The sequence below is a fragment of the Paenibacillus sp. H1-7 genome, assembly GCF_022354825.1.
GTDB lineage: Bacteria > Bacillota > Bacilli > Paenibacillales > NBRC-103111 > Paenibacillus_S.
Genome location: NZ_CP031168.1, coordinates 5,707,549 through 5,727,453, shown reverse-complemented (window position 1 = coordinate 5,727,453; position 19,905 = coordinate 5,707,549). Strand labels below are relative to the sequence as shown.

The following is a 19,905-nucleotide window of genomic DNA, read 5'->3' as shown; positions in this document are numbered from 1 at the left end:
GAAGCCAAAATCATTCCATTGTTCCATAGCGGCACACCTTCTACAATGAAGCTAATTTGAAAGCGCTTATTCAGGACCGAAAGCAATAGGCATCTTACTGGAGAAAAGGGGTAGAACAATGAAAAAGTGGATGAAGATCGGGATGGTATCGGTACTTGCCACAAGTGCGCTGGCCGGGTGCTCCAAGCCTGACGCAGCGCCTCAAGCGCAAGGAAGCCAATCCGGAGAAAAGACGAAATTTTCGATATCCATGCGTACGCTGGCTTTCAATCACGTCGAGAAATCACCGAATATTAATGAAGACAAATGGGTGAAAAGGCTGGAGGAGAAGACGAATACGGACCTGAATATCGTCTTGGTGCCGCACAAGGAATTCGAGCAAAAAATGGCGCAAATGTTCGCGACCAACGATATTCCCGACGTAGTCCAAGGGAGCGGGGGCGTATCGGGCAAGGAAATGGCCGGCTCCGTTCAGGCCGGAGTGTTCATGCCGCTCGACGATCTGTTGAAAAAGCACGGCCCTAACCTGCTGAAGAAAATTCCGAAGGAAGCATGGCAGAAGGAAACGTACCAGGGCAAAATTTATGCCATTCCTGAGTTTTTGTCCAATCCTTCCCGGAGGGCGACGGCGATTCGCAAAGACCTGCTCGATAAAGCCGGCTTGCCGATTCCGAAGACGGTGGACGACTATTTGAACGTCTTGAGGAAGTTCAAGGAAATGGGAGTGGAGAATCCGTATCAGGGCCGGGAAAACTTCAAATATGCGGATACGTTCTTCGGTCCGTTCGATGCTTATCCTTACTTATCGATGATGGAACAGAAGGGCAACCAGATCGTGCCGAAGTTTTTCAACACCGAGAACATGACGAAGGCGCTGCAAACGTACAAAACGATGTACGATGAAGGGCTGATCCACAAGGAGTTCGCTACGATTAACCCAACCACGTATAAAAACTCCATTTTGGCGGGCAAATCGGGCATCTGGACGATGAATGCGAACGAGGTGCTGCAATGGGAGCAGCAGTTGAAGGCGAACGTGCCGACGGCCAAAATCGAGCTGATCCCGTCTCCGGTCGGACCGGACGGCAAAGGCGGCTACTATTTATACAACTCCGTAACGCGAGCGTGGTTCATCAATAAAAATGCGAAAAATGCGGAAGGCATAATCAAGTTCTTCGACTGGATGCTGTCGGATGAAGCCGAGCAATTTTTCACCTTCGGCGTCGAGGGCGAGAATTACACGATGGAGAGCGGCAAGATCAACTATAAAATGCCGACGGATCCGCAAGCGGTCGATGAAGAACGGTATCGTCAAGCCTTCTTGTGGATGGTGCAGGATACTACCTATAATAAAGGAACTCTAAGTTTGACCGAAGACGGTAAAAAATTGATGAACATTTATGATACAATGTTATCCAAGGAAGGCCGCGACGGCATTCAATTCGAGCCCCGCCTCGATGCCTACGTCGCCAATCCGGACATTTCGCCGGAATCCGATTTTGCGGCTCCCGTCGTGCTTCAGCATATGGTCAAGATGGTTTACGGCAAGGAACCGATTTCGGATTGGCCGAAAGTGATTGAAGAGTGGAAAGCCAAAGGCGGCAATGACGTGATTAAGGAAGCAACCGACAAATTCAATAAGAAGGATCCGAGCGTAACGATCAGCATGCCGCGCCGATAGATAAATAGGCAGTTAGGCGGTCCGGGCGCGATTCCTGTCTCACCGCACATAAGGCTCCTCACGCTAACCGGCGTGGGGAGTATCCTTTTCTCGTTAAGGGGGTGGCCTCATGTACAAAGTACTGATAGCGGACGATGAACCGATGATCCGTAAGGGACTGCAAAAGCTGATAGAGCAATCCGGTCAGCCGCTGGCGGGTATCAGGCTTGCCGAGAACGGCTTGGATGCGCTGCGTCTGATCGGCGAGGAGCGTCCCGATTTCCTGTTCACCGATATCCGGATGCCCAAGCTCGACGGGCTGGAGCTATGCAGGCAGGTGTCCGAGATGGACTCCGACATTCAGATTGTAATTGTATCCGGTTACAATGACTTCGAATATGCACAAAAATGCGTATCCTACGGCGTGAAGGAATATTTGCTCAAGCCGATCAGCAAGAAAAGCGTCGATGCCGCTCTCAACAAGCTGGTGCAATTGCAGACAAGGCAAAAATATAAGGCGTTTGTCTCCATCTACAAGCTGGAGAAATGGATCGGAGAAGCCGAGGAAGCGGTTTGGACGCTTCAGCAATCCGATTTATTGGAAATTATCCATAAGGTCAGGCAGGAACTGTATGCCTCCCGGTTGAAATTATATCAGGTGTTGGATGTGATGGCGGAATTTTCATCGCTGCTTATTAAAAGGCTCAATGTGAGAGACGTGTTTGCATTCAGCGATACGCTGGATCTTCGCGACGTTGCTGCGGATGATGAAGCATGGATCCGCTTTCAGGCAAGTCTTGTACAATTGCTGCTGGATTTGAAAGCCAAGCGCAAAGGGAAGCTGAAGGATCCGGTGGAGGAAGCCAAGCTTTATATCGAGAATCATTTGAACGAAGAAGTGTCGCTTGAGGAGGTGGCGGATCGCATCGGCTTGAATCCTTCGTATTTCAGCCAGTTGTTCAAGCAGTCGACGCAGGAAACGTTCGTGCAGTACCGTACCCGGCGCCGCATGGAAAAAGCGAAGAAGCTGCTTGCCCAGCCCCAATATCGAATCACGGACATATCCGGTGAGGTCGGTTATGCCGATCATCCCCATTTTACGAAGACGTTCAAGAAGTATATAGGTGTTCTGCCTTCCGAATACCGGAGCAAGCTGGGGATCGAATAAATGAACAAACGAACGCTTTCCGGTCAAATGTACGGGTATTTCTCCATCATCATTATTATGTCTCTGGCAACGCTCGGCATCGTCTCGTACTTGCAGTCATCCCGTGCGCTGGACCGTCAGGTAGAGCAGTATATGGAGCAAATGATCGAGAGCGCGTCTTATCAGACCGATATTTATCTGCAAACCTATGAGCTGCTTAATAATGCATTTTCCTCCAACTCGGATGTAAGGGCATTCTTCGAAATCGGCAGCAATGACTCTTACGAATATTACTATTACTCGGACCGGATCAAAAAGTTCGCTTCGAGCTCGGTTCAATCGATCGTGACGTTATACAAGCAGCTGAATTCCATCTATGTCGTCGGTCTGCAAGGGAGAACCGTTATTTATGACAACCAAAATTTTTTGATCCAGGAGACCGGCTTGAGCAGCGCGACGTATCGAACGCTGATCGATTCGATTCCAAATGACGGCAAAATCACGCTCCTGAACATGAGCATTCGCCCGGAGGATCAGGGCACTGTAATTACATTGGCCCGGAAAGTCAGGGGGGCCGCTTACGGTCCGGAATTTAAAGGCATCGTGGCGATAGAGTTCAAGCTGCAGGAGCTGGCGAAAATCTGGGACAGGGTCAATATCGGCAAGGACGGCTATTTCTTCATTATTGATGAAAAAGGGACTCCGATTTATCATTCGCCGAGGGTTGAACCCGATGCACAGATGCTGGATAAGATATCCCGGCGTATCGAGGATAGCGGGAATAAGGTGTTCAGCGCGCAATACAATGGTCAAAATCGCATGTTCGTCGCCCGGAAATCCGACTATTCGAACTGGACCCTCGTCGTGTCGATGCCGGTCCATGAGCTTCGCAAGCCGATTTCGACGATTCGGACGACAACGATGGCCGTCGGGCTGATCACGCTTCTCATCGCTCTGTTTCTTGCCTTCCGGTTCGGGCAATCGATTCTCGCCCCCATCCGGCAATTGAAGGACAGCATGCGCGAGACGGAAAAAGGCAACTGGCGCCATATTGCGGAAATTAACCGTTCGGACGAAATCGGCGGCTTGATTCACAGCTACAATCTGATGGTGACGCGATTGTCCGAAATGATCGATAAGGTGTATGCCGCCGAGCTGCAGCAGCAAAAGGACGCCTTACAAATCCAGGAAGCGGAGCTGGAACGGCACCGCGTTGAATTTCAGGCGCTGCAGCTGCAGATTAATCCGCACTTTCTGTACAACACGCTGGAGACGATCAATTGTTACGCCATCGTACAAGACTCGCATGAGATTACCGAAATGGTGGAGGCAATGGCTTTCATGCTGCGGTATTCGATCCAGACGAATTTGGAGGAAATTACGGTTGCCAACGAGCTGAATCATGTTCGTAATTATATGATCATTCTGCGGCATCGGATTGCCCGGGAATTCGAGATTGACGTGGCGATTTCGCCGTCGCTGTTGCTGGAGAAGATGGTGCGCCTGACATTACAGCCGGTAGTGGAAAATTGCTTCCAGCATGCGTTCGTCAATGGAATCGAGCCGCATCATTTCATCCGTATCGACGCAAAAAAAGAAAACGATTTCTTTCGAATTATCGTCGAAGATAATGGCGTCGGCATTCCGCCGGAAAGGCTTCGTGAGCTGCAGAGCAGGCTTAAGGAGAACCGGCTGGCCGACGAACCGCCTGCCGCTGCAGGGAAACGTCGTCATGGCGGGATAGGCTTGCTGAATGTGCACCGGCGCATTCAGATGGTATTCGGCGAACAGTTCGGCTTGCAGCTGGAAAGCGAATACGGGCACGGATGCCGCATCATTCTTTCGATGCCCGAATTGCCTCATAAAATTCATTTATAACGGAGGTTATAAAGCATGAATACGCAATTACATGGGAAAATCGCACTGGTAACTGGATCCAATACGGGAATCGGACGGGCCATCGCTGTTCTTTTGGCTGCCAACGGCGCGAAAGTCGGTGTAACCTACCTGAACGGTAAGGCGCAAGGGGAAGAGACGGTAGAGATCATCCGGCAGGCGGGAGGTCAAGCTGTTCTGTTCCAAGCGGACGTAACGGATTTGGAGCAAATCGATAAGCTGGTCAGCGGTGTGGAAGAAGCGTTCGGCAGCACGGTCGATATACTGGTGAACAATGCGGGCCATCTGGTTCAACGCTGCCCGATCAGCGAAATGACCGAAGAATTGTACGACAAAGTAATGAATGTCAACCTGAAAAGCACCGTGTTCATGTGCAAACGGGTGCTTCCAGGCATGAAGGCCACAGGAGCCGGCCGCATCGTGAACATGTCTTCGGTAGCCGCTCATCACGGCGGAGGACCGGGCTCGAGCATTTATGCCGCGAGTAAAGCCGCTGTCGGCAGCTATTCCAAAGGATTGGCGAAGGAAGTGGCAGGCGACGGAATTACCGTCAATGTCGTAGCTCCCGGCTTTATCGGCCAGACGGCTTTTCATGATACGTTCACGTCGGATGAAGCCAGAAAGGCTACCGTGAGCGGGATTCCGTTGAAGCGGGAAGGCACTCCGGAGGATGTTGCCGGTGCCGTATTGTATCTTGTATCGGATCTGGCATCGTACTTGACCGGAGAGACGATCGAAATCAACGGCGGCATGCTGATGAGATAGATTTAATGAATGTTATGGTACACCAATTACAGAACAGATAGTAATCAATGCACACAGATGATGGAGGGAAAACAACTTGAGTCAGCCATTATATGAACCGCAAAGCGGCGTTTTGACCGTTCAATATGAGCCTAGCGAGCAGACGCAATTAATCGAGAATCCGCCTCGGTTTACATGGATTCCTGCTCAGCTGGAGAAGGATACGTACATTTTGCAATATTCCCGGTCGCAGGAATTCGATGGCGAGACGACCGTTACCGTACAGCCTATACCTTACAATTTATACACGCCTGATCACGCGTTTGAGCCGGGCGATTACTATTGGCGTTACGCCTTGCTACTGAACGGCGAGACGAACGGCAGCAGCGAGGACACGCAAACGGAGTGGAGCACCGTTCGGCGCTTCACGGTACCTGCAGGGCTGCCGGAAACGCCGCTTGAGGGAAGAGGCAGCCGGTTTGAACAAACCAAGGCGAGCCACCCTCGCTTATGGCTCCAGGCGGACGAGCTGCCCGAATTTCGTTCCCGGATTCGAGAGGATGCATCGTACTGCGGCTGGGACATCTTCTTCGAACGGTCGGTCAAGCCTTGGAGCGAGAAGGAGCTTATCGCCGAACCGCAGCCGTATCCGGGCAATAAGAGAGTCGCCAAGCTATGGCGGCAAATGTATATGGACTGTCAGGAAGCGCTGTATGCCATTCGTCATCTAAGCGTAGCCGGAGTTGTGCTGGAGGACGAAAAGCTGATTAATCGGGCGAAGCAATGGCTTCTGCATGTAGCCGCATGGGATCCTCAAGGACCGACGAGCCGCGATTATAACGATGAAGCGGCTTTCCGCGTCGCCGGCGCGCTTGCTTGGGGATATGATTGGCTGTATGACCGTTTGTCCCAAGCGGAGCGGGAGGACGTTCGCAGCAAGCTGCTGCAGCGTACGGGCCAGGTTGCTTTTCATGTCATAGAGCGCTCCAAGATTCATCAGGTTCCGTTCGACAGTCATGCCGTTCGTTCCTTATCGTCTGTTCTTGTGCCGTGCGGTATTGTGATGCTCGGCGAAGAGGAGAAGGCGCGCGAATGGCTGGATTACACGCTGGAGTACTATGCCTGCTTGTACTCCCCGTGGGGCGGCATCGACGGAGGCTGGGCGGAAGGACCGATGTATTGGACGACGGGCATGGCGTTCGTGACCGAAGCGATGAATCTGCTGAAGAAATTTACGGCCATCGATTTCTACCGCAGGCCGTTCTTCCAGCGCACGGGCGACTATCCGCTTTACTGCTTTAGTCCGGACACGCTTCGCGCAAGCTTCGGCGACCAGTCTACGTTAGGCGATCCCGTCAGCCTCAAGACCGGCTTCAATATTAGGCAATTCGCAGGTATTACGGGGAACGGACATTACCAGTGGTATTATGAACAGACCCGCATTATCGATACGGATTCCGAAATGAAATTCTACAATTACGGCTGGTGGGACTTCCGCTTCGACGAGATGATGTACCGTCACGATTATCCGAATGTGACGGCGCAAGCCCCTGTAGATATCGAACCGGTCAAATGGTTCCGCGATATCGGATGGGTGGCGTTTCACGCGAGGATGGATCAGCCGGACGATCATATTATGCTGCTGACCAAGAGCAGCCGTTATGGTTCGATCAGTCACAGCCACGGCGATCAGAACGGGTTCCTGCTGCACGCATACGGCGAGCCGCTTGCGATTGAAAGCGGGTATTACATCGCCTTCGGCAGCACGATGCATATGAACTGGAGAAGGCAGACCCGATCCACCAACACGATCCTGATCGACGGTCTGGGACAATATGCGGGGACGAACAAGGTGCTCAATATGGCGGCTTCAGGAGCCGTGGAAGCGGTCGAGCGGCACCAGGGTTATACCTATTCCCGATGCAATGCTACGGCGGCTTACAAGGAAAATGTGCCGTATCTGGAGCGCTATGTTAGAGAGCTGTATTTCATTAATGAATCCTATGTCGTAGTAGTCGACCATGTGGATCTTACTCAGCCGGCGAGCATTGACTGGCTGTTCCATACGATGAACGAGATGAAGCTCGGAAATCAGTCGTTCCAAGTCCAAGGCCGCAAAGCGGATATGGACGGACGGTTCGTTTACTGCTCATCTGGAGATATGCAGCTGTCGCAGACAGATGAATTCGCGGATGTCGATCCTGCGGAAATGGAAGGATTGGATCACCAGTGGCATTTGACGGCGAAGACGCCGGCGGCCCGCAGCCATCGCATTGCTACCTTGCTTGTGCCGCTGCGCAAAGGGCAGCCGAAGTACGTTTCGTACTTCATGGATGATCAAGGGCAAAATGGCGTCCACCTATATTTTACCGAGGACGGCAAGACGACCATGGTTGAGGTGGCGAAAGCATTTTAATGCGATCCGTTTAGGCAGAATAAGAAAAACGTCTATCGACGTCCTTTCACAGAGGAGCGACCGCGTTAAGAGGTTGTTTTTATCGCCAAATAGAATTTTTACATCCGATGACCTCGGAATCTTATAAATTCTATTGTGGTAAGAAAACCCCCTATCTCTTCAAGTTCTGAGGAAATAGGGGGTTGCTTATTCATATTGGCCGGGATAAGCTTACTTACCCGCTTTGACTTCTTCCAGCAAGCTAAGGTCGACGAATTTGCTAAGGTCGAGCTGCTCTTTTTTAACCTCTTTAATGTAGCCGGCGTCAATCGAAACCTTCGCCATTTCTTCAATTGCTTCCTTGCTTACGTCAGTCGTCAGGTTCAAACGGGACAGCGCGGCTTTAATCAGCGCCAGATCCATCCCTTTGCCGCTCAACGCTTTCAGGCGGTTGTTGATCAGCTCGTAAGATTGATCCGGGTTTTTCTTGATGAAATCGATCGCTTCCGCATTGGCTTTGATCGCTTGCTTAGCCATATCGCGATGCTCTGTAAGGAATTTGTCGCTCGCAACAAGGATGGTCAACGGATAGTTTCCGTTATTTGGCGGAATTTTGTTCCAGTCCACGATGATTTTGCCGATGCCTTCTTGCTCCATTTGCGTGCCCCATGGTTCCGGGATCAATGTAGCGTCGATTTCTTTTTGACGCATAGCGATCAGCGTGTCGGCCGGAGCGCGGGCAATAATATTGACGCCGGATTTGTCCGTCGTTACGTTTAGATTGTTCTCTTTCAGCAGCAGGCGCAGCGAAATTTCATTCGTGCTGCCTTTGGTAGGAATCGCTACCGCTTTGCCTTGCAAATCCTTGACGCTTGTAATTCCCGAATCTTTGCCGGCTACCAATACGGCACCGCCGTTGTTGGAACCGGAGATCACTTTGAAGTTTTTACTTTTGATGTATTGATTGGTGGAAGGACCCGGTCCGACGAAGCCGAGATCGATCTCACCCGTAGCCAGCGCAGTGGAGAAGTCGGAGCCGTTGTCGAACGCTACGACGTCGATTTTTACGTTCTCGCCCCAATATTTTTGGAACAAGCCTTTTTCCAATGCGATGTAGCCTGGGGCATGCGTTACGTTTTTAAAAATCCCCAGCTTAACTGTCGATGCGGCAGCAGACTTGCCTCCTTCAGCCGCAGCTCCTTCTTTGGGCGCTTCTTCTTTCTTGCCGCAAGCCGAGAGCACCAGTACGGTAACCATCAAAATGGCGATTAGAACAGATACATGTTTTCTCATCGAAATACTCCCCTTTTTAGTCTTTTTGAACACTCACTCATAGTTGAATGCCGTTATTTCTGTTTGCCGGCCAATCCATAACGAAGCAAAATTTTATCCTCCAGCCGCTTGAAGCAGAAATGGTCGGAAAGTGTGCCTAACACAGCGATAATAATGACGATACAAAGCATAAGTGCGGTATCCGCCAAATTCCGTCCATCCTGCAGCAGCTGTCCAAGACCGATGCCCTTGGCGATCAATTCTCCGGCTACGAGCGCGCGCCATGCAAAAGCCCATGCAACCCGAACGCCGGTAATCATATGCGGGAATGCCGCAGGAACCATAATCTGATAAAACATCTTGAACCCGTTGCCCGTGCCCATCGTTTGAGCTGCCTTAAGGTAAATGGGAGGGATGTTCATGATTCCCGTCCTGCTGGACATCGCCATGGTCCATGTTGCGCCCAGCGTCGTAATGAAGATTACGGAGAAGTCGTTCATGCCGAACCAGATGATGGCGAACGGCAGCCAAGCAATACTTGGCACGGTCTGCAAAGCGACGACCAGAAAACCGAGCGTGTCATCCAGGAAGCGGTATCTGGCGAACAGGAAGCCGAGCGTCGTACCGATAAGAATAGAAAGAATGAAGGCGGTCAGGAGCCTGCGGATACTTTCCAGCGTAGCCCCCAGCAGCTGCCCGTGGACGAATCCGTCGTAGAACGCCTGGAACGTCTGAGTAACGGAAGGGAATTTCCAGCCCCAGTCGAAAATTCTAAATCCCGCTTCCCATGCTATCAGCAGCAGAACCAGAAAGATGGTTCTTCTTAATGCTGTACTCATCGCCCATTTCCTCCTTTACCACTTTTTCCAGCTCATCGGCCAGCGCATCCATAATGCTGCTCTCTACGTGGTGGAGAACGGGGTCCGCCAAATCGCGGGGCCTCGCCGCACGAACGGCGAATTCCTTCTTGATCGTTCCCGGGCGGGTGGACATGACCAGTACCCGGTCCGACAAAATGACGGCTTCGCGTATGTTGTGCGTGATGAATAGAATCGTTTTCCGCGTCCGCATCCATATTTCCTCAAGCTCCTTGTGGAGAATGAGACGAGTTTGTTCGTCCAGTGCGGCGAAAGGCTCATCCATCAGCAAAATTTCCGGATCCATCGCGAGCGCCCGGGCAATCGCCGCTCTCTGCTTCATCCCCCCGGATAATTCATGCGGGTAGCGGTCGGCAAACTTGCTTAGATGAACGGATTTGATCTGCTCCATCGCCATCGCTTCCCGTTCTTTCTTGCCGATTCCCTTTTGCTTCAAGCCGAACGCCACGTTGTCGAGTACGGTCAGCCATGGAAATAATGCATGCTCCTGGAACACGACGACCCGGTCGGGTCCCGGCGTGCTGGTAGGCTTCCCGTTGACGGCGATAACGCCTTGCTCCGCCTGCTCCAGTCCGGCTACGAGGTTCAGCAGCGTAGATTTTCCGCATCCGGATGGACCTAACAGGGAGACGAACTCGCCCTTCTGAATGGTCAGCGAAACATTGTCGATGGCGGTAAAAGAACCGCCGGTACGCTGATGAAACGTCTTGCTCACTTCTTTAATCTCGATCAATGATGCTCACTCCCCCGAGTGTGTCTATTTTTCTTCATGTAAGATCAAATAGCCATTGCGTGCAAGGCAATTCCCAAATCCTATAACATTTGAAGGCACATTGGCCGATATACACTATAGGGTCATGTTCAAAATGAGGGATTAACCCGCTGGCAAAACAAGGTTTTTCTTTATACCAACCTATTTTATCGGAATTAAAATGTTTGTCAATATAAAGTTTCGGCCGACGGAACAATGTCAAATAGGGATAAAGGAAGGCTGCTTACCGGCAAGCTTTTGCCGTTTATCGATTATAAGAACAGAAAGGTTTGAGAGTTGCAATGAAGCGTTGGAAACGAGTGCTGATCCTAGGAGCCTTGATGGGCGGAACTTTTACCGCGGGCGTATTCGCCGAAGACATTTTGCAGAAGGTGGAAGCTTATTTGCGTCCTGATTTCAATATTGTTCTTGACGGCAAGCCCGTCGCATTGGAGAATCCGCCGCTGATATATAACGATAAAAGCTATTTGCCGCTCAAGGAGCTGGCGAATATGCTGGGCGCGAATATTATTTGGAAGGGCGACAACAAGACCATTTACATCAACAGCAGAATCAATCCCGAGCAGCCTGCTGAGGATAAAGAAGCAATATATGAAGAATTTACGCTTCGTTCTCCCCAGTCGCAAATGGTCACTTATTTAGGTGTGGAATACCCTCTGCTGACGGTGTATGCGGAAGGAGGCACGAGCGGCGTATTTTACCGCTTATCCGATCTTCGCCGAATGGGAGTGGATACCGAAGGGTTGAAAAAGTCGAGGGAGAAGCTGACCGGTGTGCTTTATGTCAGCGATTCTGAGGCTAAGAAGCGGTGGACGAAGGCACCTGCGCCAAGCCGCACGAACCGCGACGGCTATGTCATCGCCGATGAACCCAATTCCGATAAGATCGAACAGCTCAAGGATTATGTCAAACGTACGGCAAGCTATAAGATTAAGGATTTCAACTATAATACAAAGCCGATCATGATCGAGAAAATACCGGGAATGGAAGGCGAAGACCGTTACAGCTACTTGTTTTACCAATCGTTATACGGAAGAGGCAACGGGGGCAGCATCACCCAAAGCCATTATTTCATGGGGACGATCCGCTTGGAGAGGACAGGGTTCGGCGACAGCATTACTTATACCGTGAACGTGATCGAGCGGGTCGACCTGAACGAAGAGCTGGAGAAGAAAGAAAACAAAAAAGCGGAAGAGAAAGCGGAGCAATAGGCCGGAGACGTATTGTGCAGGGCGGTAAAAAGCTACGTTGCTATCCGGCAGCTGCCAGCCGCGCACTCCTTCTGTACAGCAGCTGTTGCTTTGTTGCAAAGGTCGTCCTTAGGGGCGATCTTTTTTGTATTGCGAAGCGCCGGTCAAGCATTGGTTCCATGCGGAGGAACGAGCATTTGAGACGCAGCCTGCTTGTAGGTACTTGCTCCGGCAGAAAAAAATGGATTAATTTAAGCGAAAAAAAGTCAATAATCCAAGTTGCTAAATCATATGATTCATAATAAGATAGAATTAAGTAACTGAATTGTCTGAAAATTCTATCAAAAGATGGGCTGTCCGATGAATGGCAAAAAAGCATAAAGAAAATGGATGGCTATGGCGGGGTTACGTACCATTTGGGAGGGGATTGCCGTGAGTAAAAGTCATGAAGTGGAATATTGCAACCTTGAGTTACGATTTGACCGTCGGCTAATCCGTAACTTCATTAAGGCATTGATTCAGGAAGGCTACTCGTTATATTGGAACGAGAGCGAACAGCAGTTCATTGTATCGATCCGAACCGGAAGAAAGCTCGTGAAGCTGAAGTTTCAGCGGATCGGCGAACGGTATAAGATTGTCGGCAACTATTCCTTCAAGGATGAGAAGCTGGCGGAGCTGATGGAGAAAATGATCGGCGATACGCGCGGCCACGCGGTTGTCAAACGGTTTAAGGATCGGCAAATATTAATTGAAAACATTATGTTCGGAGAAATTATCCGAATGGTGGAAATTTCGGGCGTGGAGCACAAAGTACTGTTTCAGAAGGAGCCGGTGGTTACCGTGGAGGAAATGATGCAGGCGTTTCGGTCGAAGCGGCCCGACGATCGGATTCCCGTACTTCGACTGGAGCTGGATTATGAATTGTCGACTTTGTCTGATGCGATAAAAGCGGGAGATTCCGCACAAATTAAGACATCGAAGGAAAGGTTGCTGGAACTAAGGCATGAAATGCTTCAACTGGAAATGTAATAACGACGGCTGACATGGTCTGTGTTGACGGCACAGGCCATTTTTCATGTCGCAAAATCGCAAAACAGATCAATCCATCGCAAAAATTGTCCGTTGTTAACGTGTGCAGCTGTGTGATATGATAAACTTTAGAGGTGGTAGGATTGAGCGTTACGATCAAAGACATCGCCAAGCTGGCCAACGTCTCGCATACGACGGTCTCCAGAGCGTTAAATGACAGCCCGCTCATCAATCAGGAGACGAAAGAGCGGATCCAGCAGCTGGCGGCAAGCTTGAATTACACCCCGAATTACAGTGCCAAAAGTCTGGTCCTTGATCGATCATACAACTTGGGTCTGTTTTTTTCAACACTCCATACCGGTACCTCGGCGGGCTTCTTGTACGAGGCGGTCAAAGGTGTAAACGACGTCATAAAAGATCAGTACAATTTGATTGTCCGCGGGATCGATGATTACAAGAATTTCCAGAAAATCAACCGCAAAAGCTACGACGGGATCATCGTCATGAGCCAGAGCTCCATAGACCAGCCGTTCATCGAATATGTGGCCGAGAGGGAAATTCCGCTTGTCGTACTGAACCGTCAGATCGACAGCATGCCGGTCATGAACCTGATTCCGGACGACCAGCGGGGAGCATACCGTATCGTCGAGTATTTGATTACCCAAGGGCACCGTAATATCGCCATCATTGAGGGGAAAGAAGATTTCAAATCGACCCAGGCGCGGCGCGACGGTTATTTGGAAGCAATGCACCGGTACAGGGTAACCGTAAGAGATCAGTACAAGGAACACGGGAATTACGACGTCGAGAGCGGCTATTCCGCCATGGCCCGACTGTTAAAGCTGGAGCCTGCGCCTACGGCTGTTTTTTGCTGTAACGACGAAATGGCGCTTGGAGCAATCAAAGCGATTCACGAGAAGCAGCTGTCCGTTCCGGGAGATATATCGGTTGTCGGCTTCGACGATCAGTTGTTTTCCGGCTTCGTATCGCCAGCACTGACGACGGTTCGAAGACCCATTGAGGAAATCAGCCGGGAAGGTGCGGTCAAGCTGCTGTCTCTTATTGAAAATAAACAAGTGAAAAAAGAAACGATCTTCATCCATACGGAGCTCGTGATCCGGGATTCCGTCAAAACGATTGCAGGAGGCGCTTGAGATGAGTATTTTAAGACAGGTACTTGAAGATATTCCGATTCCGCAAATGGTCAAAATCCGTCAAAAGTTTGACGGCACCAAGATCGAGAATTTGTCCGAAGTGCTGGAGCAGGAGCTGAAAAAGCCGGGTACCGTTGACCGCATTAAGCCGGGCCAGCAGGTAGCCGTAGCGGTTGGAAGCCGTGGTGTAGCCAATATCGCTCTGTTCACGAAGGTAACGATCGATGCGATCAAGCAAGCCGGTGGCCATCCGTTCATCGTCCCTTGCATGGGAAGCCATGGCGGAGCGACAGCCGAAGGTCAAAAAGAAGTGCTGCATCATCTTGGCGTTACCGAAGAAGCCATGGGCGCGCCTATCCGTTCTTCCATGGAAGTCGTCAAGCTCGACGAGCTTCCGAACGGTCTTCCGGTCTATGTAGATAAAATCGCTTCGACGGCGGACGCCATCGTGGTCATTAACCGCGTGAAGCCGCACACCGCCTTCCGCGGACGCATCGAGAGCGGAATCATGAAGATGATCTCCATCGGTCTCGGCAAGCAAAAGGGTGCGGAAGCCTGCCATCAGCTCGGCTTCAAATATATGGCCGAGAACGTGCCTGCGATGGCCAATATTATGCTGAAGAAGCTTCCGATTCTATTCGGCGTAGCGCTGGTAGAGAATGCATACGACCAAACCTGCCGCATCGAGGTGCTTCCTGCCGACCAGATCGAAGCTCGTGAAATGGAGCTGCTGGAAGAGGCGAAAGCCCGTTTGCCGAAAATTTTGTTCGATCAAATCGATGTGCTTGTTATTGACTACATCGGTAAGAACATCAGCGGCGATGGCATGGATCCTAACGTCACCGGACGTTATCCGACTCCGTACGCACATGGCGGACCGGATGTATCGAAGATGATCGTGCTGGATTTGACTCCGGAAACGAAAGGCAATGCGAACGGCGTAGGTACGGCGGATTTCACGACGCAGCGGCTGGTGGATCAAATGGACCGTGCGGCAACGTTCGTCAACGGATTGACCTCCACCGTGTGCGCGCCGACCAAAATTTCCACGACGCTGGATAACGACTACTACGCTATTAAAGCGGGCGTGAAAACGTGCAATATTTTAGATTACACGAAATGTAAGCTTGTCCGTATCCAGGATACACTTCATTTGGGTGAAATCGAAATTTCGGTCAACCTGCTTGAGGAAGCGAAGAATCATCCGGATATCGAAATTTTGACGGAACCGTATGATTTGCAATTTGACAGTGAAGGGAATTTGCAGAAATGAGCTTGACTTCACAGAAGCCGTATATTATTGCGGCCGACCTCGGGACGACCAGCGCCAAGACGCTGGTTATCGACAAGGAAGGCCGCGTACTCGCATCGAACTCGATCGAGTATCCGCTTTATACGCCTAGACCGGACATGGCGGAACAAAATCCGGATGAAATTTTTCAAGCGGTGGTTCAAGGCATTCAAGCGGTCATTGCCAAAGCGCGCATCCTGCCGAGCCAGGTGCTGTGCGTCTCGTTCAGCTCCGCTATGCACAGCTTGATTGCCGTTGACCGCGATCTGAATTTGCTGACGCAATCCATAACGTTCGCCGACAACCGGAGCGTAGGCTATGTCAAGAAGCTGAAGGAAGAACTGGACGGCCATCAAATTTATATGAACACCGGGACGCCTTTGCACCCGATGTCGCCGCTGCTCAAGCTGATGTGGTTCCGTGACAACCAGCCGGATATTTTCGAGAAGGCCTATAAATTTATCGGTATCAAGGAATATGTATTCGCCAAGCTGTTCGGTAAATTCGTTATCGACTACTCGCTGGCAAGCGCTACGGGCTTGTTCAACCTGCGCAATTTAAAGTGGGACGAGCTGGCCTTGAAGGCTTGCGGCGTTCGTGAAGAGCAGCTGTCGGAGCCGGTTTCCACCGTGCATTATCTTACCGGATTGAAGGAACAATACGCCCAGGCTATGGGACTTCCAACCGATGTTCCGTTTGTTGTCGGCGCGTCGGACGGCGTGCTTGCCAATCTCGGCGTAGGAGCCTTCGAGGAAGGCGTATACGCCGTTACGATCGGGACGAGCGGAGCCGTGCGCGGCGTCGTGCGGGAGCCTGTAACCGATCCGAAGGGAAGATTGTTCTGCTATGCCCTGAAGGAAGATTTCTGGGTAGTCGGCGGGGCTATCAACAACGGCGGCATTATGTTCCGCTGGGTGCGCGACCAGCTGGCGACGGCGGAAGCGGAGGAAGGAAGACGCAGAGGGCTCGACCCTTACGATTACTTGACTTCGCTCGCTGAAGAGGTTGCAGCCGGTTCCGATGGACTGATCTTCCTGCCGCTTCTCACCGGCGAACGCGCTCCTTATTGGAATGCCAACGCTCGCGGCGTGTTCTTCGGCTTGTCGCTGTACCATCAGAAGAAGCATATGATTCGCGCCGTATTGGAAGGCGTCGTATACCGGATCAACTCCGTTCTTGGCGCTTTGGAAGAGCTGTCCGGACCGACCAAAGAAATTCGCGCCTCCGGCGGGTTCGCCCGTTCGAAGTTTTGGCTGCAATGTATGGCCGATGTCACAGGAAGCTCCGTTGCCGTACCGAACTCTATCGAAAGCTCCGGCTTGGGTGCCGCTCAGCTCGGCATGCTGGCCATGGGCGAAATTCAAGATTTCTCTTCGGTGCATAATTGGATGCAGATTCAGCACAGCCATTTGCCTAACTCGGAGAACCACCAGCTGTACCAACAGTTGACAAATATTTATCAACGTGTGTACCATCAGTTGAAGGATGAATTCGATGCGATAGCTGCTTATCAGAAGGAGCATACGAAGTAATCTTACTCCAACGAGAGGTACATAAGCCTTACCAACTTTGAGGAGGATATTCCATGAACTTATTTGATTTGTCTGGGAAAACAGCAGTTATTATCGGGGGTAACAGTACGCTGGGCGGCGCAATGGCAGTTGCGCTGGGAGGCCATGGAGCCAATGTGGCCGTAGTCGGCCGGAATCAGGAGAAATCCGAAGCCGTTGTGAAAAAGATCGAGGAAGTCGGCGGCAAAGCCAAAGCCTTCTCCGCCGATGCAACGAGCGTGGAAGATTTGAAAAAGGTGCTTGAGGATGTATTGGCTTGGACAGGCCGCGTCGATGTTTTGATGAACTGTCCGGGAATGAACAGCGCAACTCCATTTTTTGAGTTGAAAATGGAAGAATGGGACGCTATTATGGACGTGAACCTGAAAAGCGTTGTGTTAGCTTGCCAAGTGTTTGGGAAACATATGGTGGATAAAGGAGAAGGCGGCAGCATCATCAACATCTCGTCCGTATCCTCCGAGCCTCCGTTGTCGAGAGTATTCACTTACTCCGCTTCCAAAGCGGCGGTTAACAACGTGACCAAGTTCTTGGCCCGTGAGTTTGCGCCTGCGCGCGTACGCGTCAATGCTATCATTCCGGGCTTTTTCCCGGCTGAGCAAAACCGCAAGATTCTTTCTCCGGAGCGCACGGAATCCATTCTGCGCCATACTCCGATGAACCGTTTCGGTGAAGCGGAAGAGCTGCAAGGTGCAGCGGTATATCTTGCATCGGACAAAGCGTCCAGCTTTGTTACCGGCTCGCTTCTTCGCGTCGACGGCGGTTACGGAGCCATGACGATCTAAAACGCTGTCGATCTGCTATCGATAAGTGCGGAAGTGCGGCATCAGAGCCGGCCGGCTTTCTTGCTGTGATGCAGTAACCGGGCTGCACTAAAGAAGTTTACTGTTAGTCAACCCGGTTTCCTTCACGGGCAAGCGGCCGATTGTACTGTCAAGCAGCAGGCGGCAAAGATCGAAGTGGGAAACATGCATTTCCAATCGTTCATAACTACAAATAAGGAAGGATGAGAAACCATATGTCAAAACAACAAGTTGGCGTCATCGGATTGGCGGTAATGGGTAAAAACCTGGCATTGAACATCGAAAGCAGAGGCTTCACCGTTTCGGTTTATAACCGTTCCCGTGAGAAAACGGACGCTTTGATCGAAGAAGCGAAAGGGAAAAACCTGGTAGGTACATACAGCATCGAGGAGTTCGTAGCTTCTCTGGAGAAGCCTCGCAAAGTATTGATCATGGTACAAGCCGGTGCGGGCACCGACGCTACGATCGAATCCTTGATCCCGCATCTCGAAGAGGGCGACATCATCATCGACGGAGGTAACGCCTATTTCCCTGATACGCAGCGCAGAAACAAAGAGTTGTCCGCGCACGGTTTGCGCTTCATCGGCACAGGCGTATCCGGCGGTGAAGAAGGCGCGCTGAAAGGTCCTTCCATCATGCCGGGCGGACAAAGAGACGCTTATGAGCTGGTTGAGCCGATTTTGACAGCTATCTCCGCTAAAGTAAACGGTGATCCTTGCTGCACATACATCGGACCGGACGGTGCCGGCCATTACGTAAAAATGGTGCATAACGGTATCGAGTACGGCGACATGCAGCTGATTTGTGAAGCGTACCAGCTGTTGAAGGACGTACTGAACGTCAGCACCGAAGAGCTTCATGAGATTTTCGCCGACTGGAACAAAGGGGAGCTGGACAGCTACCTGATCGAAATTACGACGGATATCTTTACGAAGAAGGATCCTGAAACAGGCAAGCCTATGGTTGACGTGATCCTGGACTCCGCAGGTCAAAAAGGTACCGGCAAATGGACTAGCCAAAGCTCCCTTGATTTGGGCGTTCCATTGTCCATCATCACGGAATCGGTATTCTCGCGTTTCCTTTCCGCAATGAAAGAAGAGCGTATTGCCGCAAGCAAAGTGTTGAACGGTCCTACAGCACCTGCGTTCGAAGGCGATCGCAAAGAATTCATCGAAGCGGTTCGCAAAGCATTGTACGCGAGCAAAATTTGCTCTTACGCTCAAGGCTTCGCTCAAATGAGAGCGGCATCCGAAGAATATAACTGGGGACTCGAGTACGGCAACATCGCGATGATCTTCCGCGGCGGCTGCATCATCCGTGCCCGTTTCCTGCAAAACATCAAGGATGCATACGATCGCAACCCTGAATTGAAAAACCTGCTGCTTGACGAGTACTTCCAAGGCGTAGTTACCAACTACCAGGATGCATGGAGAACGGTAGTTTCCGCAGCGGTAACCCGCGGTATTCCTGTACCTGCCTTCGCATCGGCATTGGCTTACTACGACAGCTACCGTACGGAGCGCTTGCCTGCTAACCTGCTGCAAGCTCAGCGCGACTATTTCGGAGCGCATACGTTCAAGCGTTTGGACAAAGAAGGCTCTTTCCACTTCAACTGGATGGAAAATTAAGATCTCTTTCTGTCGCTGGGCGGTTTAGCCGGATGCAGGCCGAAGGAAGCCTCGGCAATCCAGGTTTGCAGTCGGTCGGCTTCCTGGTCGAAGCCGTTGCGGCGCTGAATGAGCATTAACGATATTTCCGCAAAATAACGAAAGTTTTGTAATAAGCGTGGTTGGGAAAGGTCCATCAAATGAGGATCTTCTTCAGCCACCTTTTTTTTAATATATTCCAGGATCCATACGACGTCCTCTCTGCACAACGAATGAGCGGGGTCCATAATTTGCTCCAGCTTATGCTGGACGGCATTGGGAACAATGCCTGAAGAAGGCGACAAGGCTGAACGCGTCAACGATTCATCTCTCCTTGTTATGAGTTTCATAGTAACATCTTAGCAAGAATGACTGGAGTTTATTCACACTCCATCCTATGATTTTTGTACGGTTTCTATTCATCATCCTGTACGTATGGTATGATTGTAAGGTTAGAAAG

The 19,905-nt window shown here is 51.0% G+C and carries 16 protein-coding genes; 12 read left to right on the top strand and 4 right to left on the bottom strand.

The window, feature by feature from the left end; translation table 11 throughout:
- Positions 1–118 precede the first annotated feature (118 nt).
- The 5 genes from DVH26_RS25185 (at position 119) to DVH26_RS25165 (ending at position 7,863) form a co-directional block, all read left to right on the top strand.
- Positions 119–1,681, top strand: coding sequence for an extracellular solute-binding protein (locus DVH26_RS25185; protein ID WP_239626704.1), 1,563 nt, complete (start codon positions 119–121; stop codon positions 1,679–1,681).
- Positions 1,682–1,790: 109 nt separating this feature from the next.
- Positions 1,791–2,828, top strand: coding sequence for a response regulator transcription factor (locus DVH26_RS25180; protein WP_239626703.1), 1,038 nt, complete (start codon positions 1,791–1,793; stop codon positions 2,826–2,828).
- A complete protein-coding gene (locus DVH26_RS25175; RefSeq protein WP_239626701.1) occupies positions 2,829–4,685 on the top strand; it encodes a cache domain-containing sensor histidine kinase in 1,857 nt (618 codons plus the stop codon).
- Between the two features lie 15 nt (positions 4,686–4,700).
- Complete coding sequence (locus DVH26_RS25170; protein ID WP_239626699.1) at positions 4,701–5,468, top strand: SDR family NAD(P)-dependent oxidoreductase; 768 nt, start codon at positions 4,701–4,703, stop codon at positions 5,466–5,468.
- A 76-nt stretch (positions 5,469–5,544) separates the two neighbouring features.
- A complete protein-coding gene (locus DVH26_RS25165; protein WP_239626698.1) occupies positions 5,545–7,863 on the top strand; it encodes a DUF4962 domain-containing protein in 2,319 nt (772 codons plus the stop codon).
- A gap of 210 nt (positions 7,864–8,073) precedes the next feature.
- Here DVH26_RS25165 and DVH26_RS25160 read toward each other — a convergent pair whose 3' ends face one another.
- The 3 genes from DVH26_RS25160 to DVH26_RS25150 are packed head-to-tail and all read right to left on the bottom strand — an operon-like array spanning position 8,074 to position 10,725.
- Positions 8,074–9,135, bottom strand: a complete 1,062-nt coding sequence (locus DVH26_RS25160) for an ABC transporter substrate-binding protein (RefSeq protein WP_239626695.1) — start codon at positions 9,133–9,135, stop codon at positions 8,074–8,076.
- A gap of 53 nt (positions 9,136–9,188) precedes the next feature.
- Entirely contained in the window at positions 9,189–9,953 is a 765-nt protein-coding gene (locus DVH26_RS25155; RefSeq protein ID WP_239626693.1) for an ABC transporter permease, read from the bottom strand.
- Positions 9,886–10,725: an ABC transporter ATP-binding protein gene (locus DVH26_RS25150; RefSeq protein WP_239626691.1), complete on the bottom strand. Its 840-nt coding sequence runs from the start codon at positions 10,723–10,725 to the stop codon at positions 9,886–9,888. The genes DVH26_RS25155 and DVH26_RS25150 overlap by 68 nt, the downstream gene beginning before the upstream one ends.
- Positions 10,726–11,045: 320 nt before the next feature.
- Here DVH26_RS25150 and DVH26_RS25145 point away from each other — a divergent pair, with 320 nt between their 5' ends.
- The 7 genes from DVH26_RS25145 (at position 11,046) to gndA (ending at position 19,427) form a co-directional block, all read left to right on the top strand.
- On the top strand, positions 11,046–11,975 hold the full coding sequence (locus DVH26_RS25145) for a stalk domain-containing protein (RefSeq protein ID WP_239626689.1): 930 nt from the start codon (positions 11,046–11,048) through the stop codon (positions 11,973–11,975).
- Between the two features lie 411 nt (positions 11,976–12,386).
- Positions 12,387–12,983 carry a hypothetical protein gene (locus DVH26_RS25140; RefSeq protein WP_239626686.1) on the top strand — a complete coding sequence of 199 codons (597 nt, stop codon included), beginning with the start codon at positions 12,387–12,389 and terminating at the stop codon, positions 12,981–12,983.
- Positions 12,984–13,126: 143 nt separating this feature from the next.
- Complete coding sequence (locus DVH26_RS25135; RefSeq protein ID WP_239626684.1) at positions 13,127–14,137, top strand: LacI family DNA-binding transcriptional regulator; 1,011 nt, start codon at positions 13,127–13,129, stop codon at positions 14,135–14,137.
- A 1-nt stretch (position 14,138) separates the two neighbouring features.
- Positions 14,139–15,410 carry a nickel pincer cofactor-dependent isomerase, group 22 gene (locus tag DVH26_RS25130; protein ID WP_239626682.1) on the top strand — a complete coding sequence of 424 codons (1,272 nt, stop codon included), beginning with the start codon at positions 14,139–14,141 and terminating at the stop codon, positions 15,408–15,410.
- Complete coding sequence (locus DVH26_RS25125; RefSeq protein ID WP_239626679.1) at positions 15,407–16,960, top strand: gluconokinase; 1,554 nt, start codon at positions 15,407–15,409, stop codon at positions 16,958–16,960. The genes DVH26_RS25130 and DVH26_RS25125 overlap by 4 nt, the downstream gene beginning before the upstream one ends.
- 53 nt (positions 16,961–17,013) lie before the next feature.
- The gene (locus DVH26_RS25120) at positions 17,014–17,781 is read left to right on the top strand and encodes an SDR family oxidoreductase (protein ID WP_239626677.1); all 768 of its coding nucleotides are present in this window, start codon (positions 17,014–17,016) and stop codon (positions 17,779–17,781) included.
- 233 nt (positions 17,782–18,014) lie between these two features.
- Positions 18,015–19,427 (top strand): NADP-dependent phosphogluconate dehydrogenase, encoded by a 1,413-nt coding sequence (gene gndA, locus DVH26_RS25115; RefSeq protein WP_239626674.1) that lies wholly within the window; start codon positions 18,015–18,017, stop codon positions 19,425–19,427.
- On the opposite strand, the gene DVH26_RS25110 is transcribed toward gndA, so the two are convergent.
- Positions 19,424–19,693, bottom strand: a complete 270-nt coding sequence (locus DVH26_RS25110; RefSeq protein WP_239635481.1) for a hypothetical protein — start codon at positions 19,691–19,693, stop codon at positions 19,424–19,426. The two genes, gndA and DVH26_RS25110, sit on opposite strands and share 4 nt — an antisense overlap.
- Positions 19,694–19,905 lie beyond the last annotated feature (212 nt).

What these genes read in the sequence shown, in the direction of transcription:
- DVH26_RS25185 (WP_239626704.1), top strand. Translation starts at nt 119, where the DNA reads ATGAAAAAGTGGATGAAGATCGGGATGGTATCGGTACTTGCCACAAGT.
- DVH26_RS25180 (WP_239626703.1), top strand. Translation starts at nt 1,791, where the DNA reads ATGTACAAAGTACTGATAGCGGACGATGAACCGATGATCCGTAAGGGA.
- DVH26_RS25175 (WP_239626701.1), top strand. Translation starts at nt 2,829, where the DNA reads ATGAACAAACGAACGCTTTCCGGTCAAATGTACGGGTATTTCTCCATC.
- DVH26_RS25170 (WP_239626699.1), top strand. Translation starts at nt 4,701, where the DNA reads ATGAATACGCAATTACATGGGAAAATCGCACTGGTAACTGGATCCAAT.
- DVH26_RS25160 (WP_239626695.1), bottom strand. Translation starts at nt 9,135, where the DNA reads ATGAGAAAACATGTATCTGTTCTAATCGCCATTTTGATGGTTACCGTA.
- DVH26_RS25155 (WP_239626693.1), bottom strand. Translation starts at nt 9,953, where the DNA reads ATGAGTACAGCATTAAGAAGAACCATCTTTCTGGTTCTGCTGCTGATA.
- DVH26_RS25145 (WP_239626689.1), top strand. Translation starts at nt 11,046, where the DNA reads ATGAAGCGTTGGAAACGAGTGCTGATCCTAGGAGCCTTGATGGGCGGA.
- DVH26_RS25130 (WP_239626682.1), top strand. Translation starts at nt 14,139, where the DNA reads ATGAGTATTTTAAGACAGGTACTTGAAGATATTCCGATTCCGCAAATG.
- DVH26_RS25125 (WP_239626679.1), top strand. Translation starts at nt 15,407, where the DNA reads ATGAGCTTGACTTCACAGAAGCCGTATATTATTGCGGCCGACCTCGGG.
- DVH26_RS25120 (WP_239626677.1), top strand. Translation starts at nt 17,014, where the DNA reads ATGAACTTATTTGATTTGTCTGGGAAAACAGCAGTTATTATCGGGGGT.
- gndA (WP_239626674.1), top strand. Translation starts at nt 18,015, where the DNA reads ATGTCAAAACAACAAGTTGGCGTCATCGGATTGGCGGTAATGGGTAAA.
- DVH26_RS25110 (WP_239635481.1), bottom strand. Translation starts at nt 19,693, where the DNA reads ATGGACCCCGCTCATTCGTTGTGCAGAGAGGACGTCGTATGGATCCTG.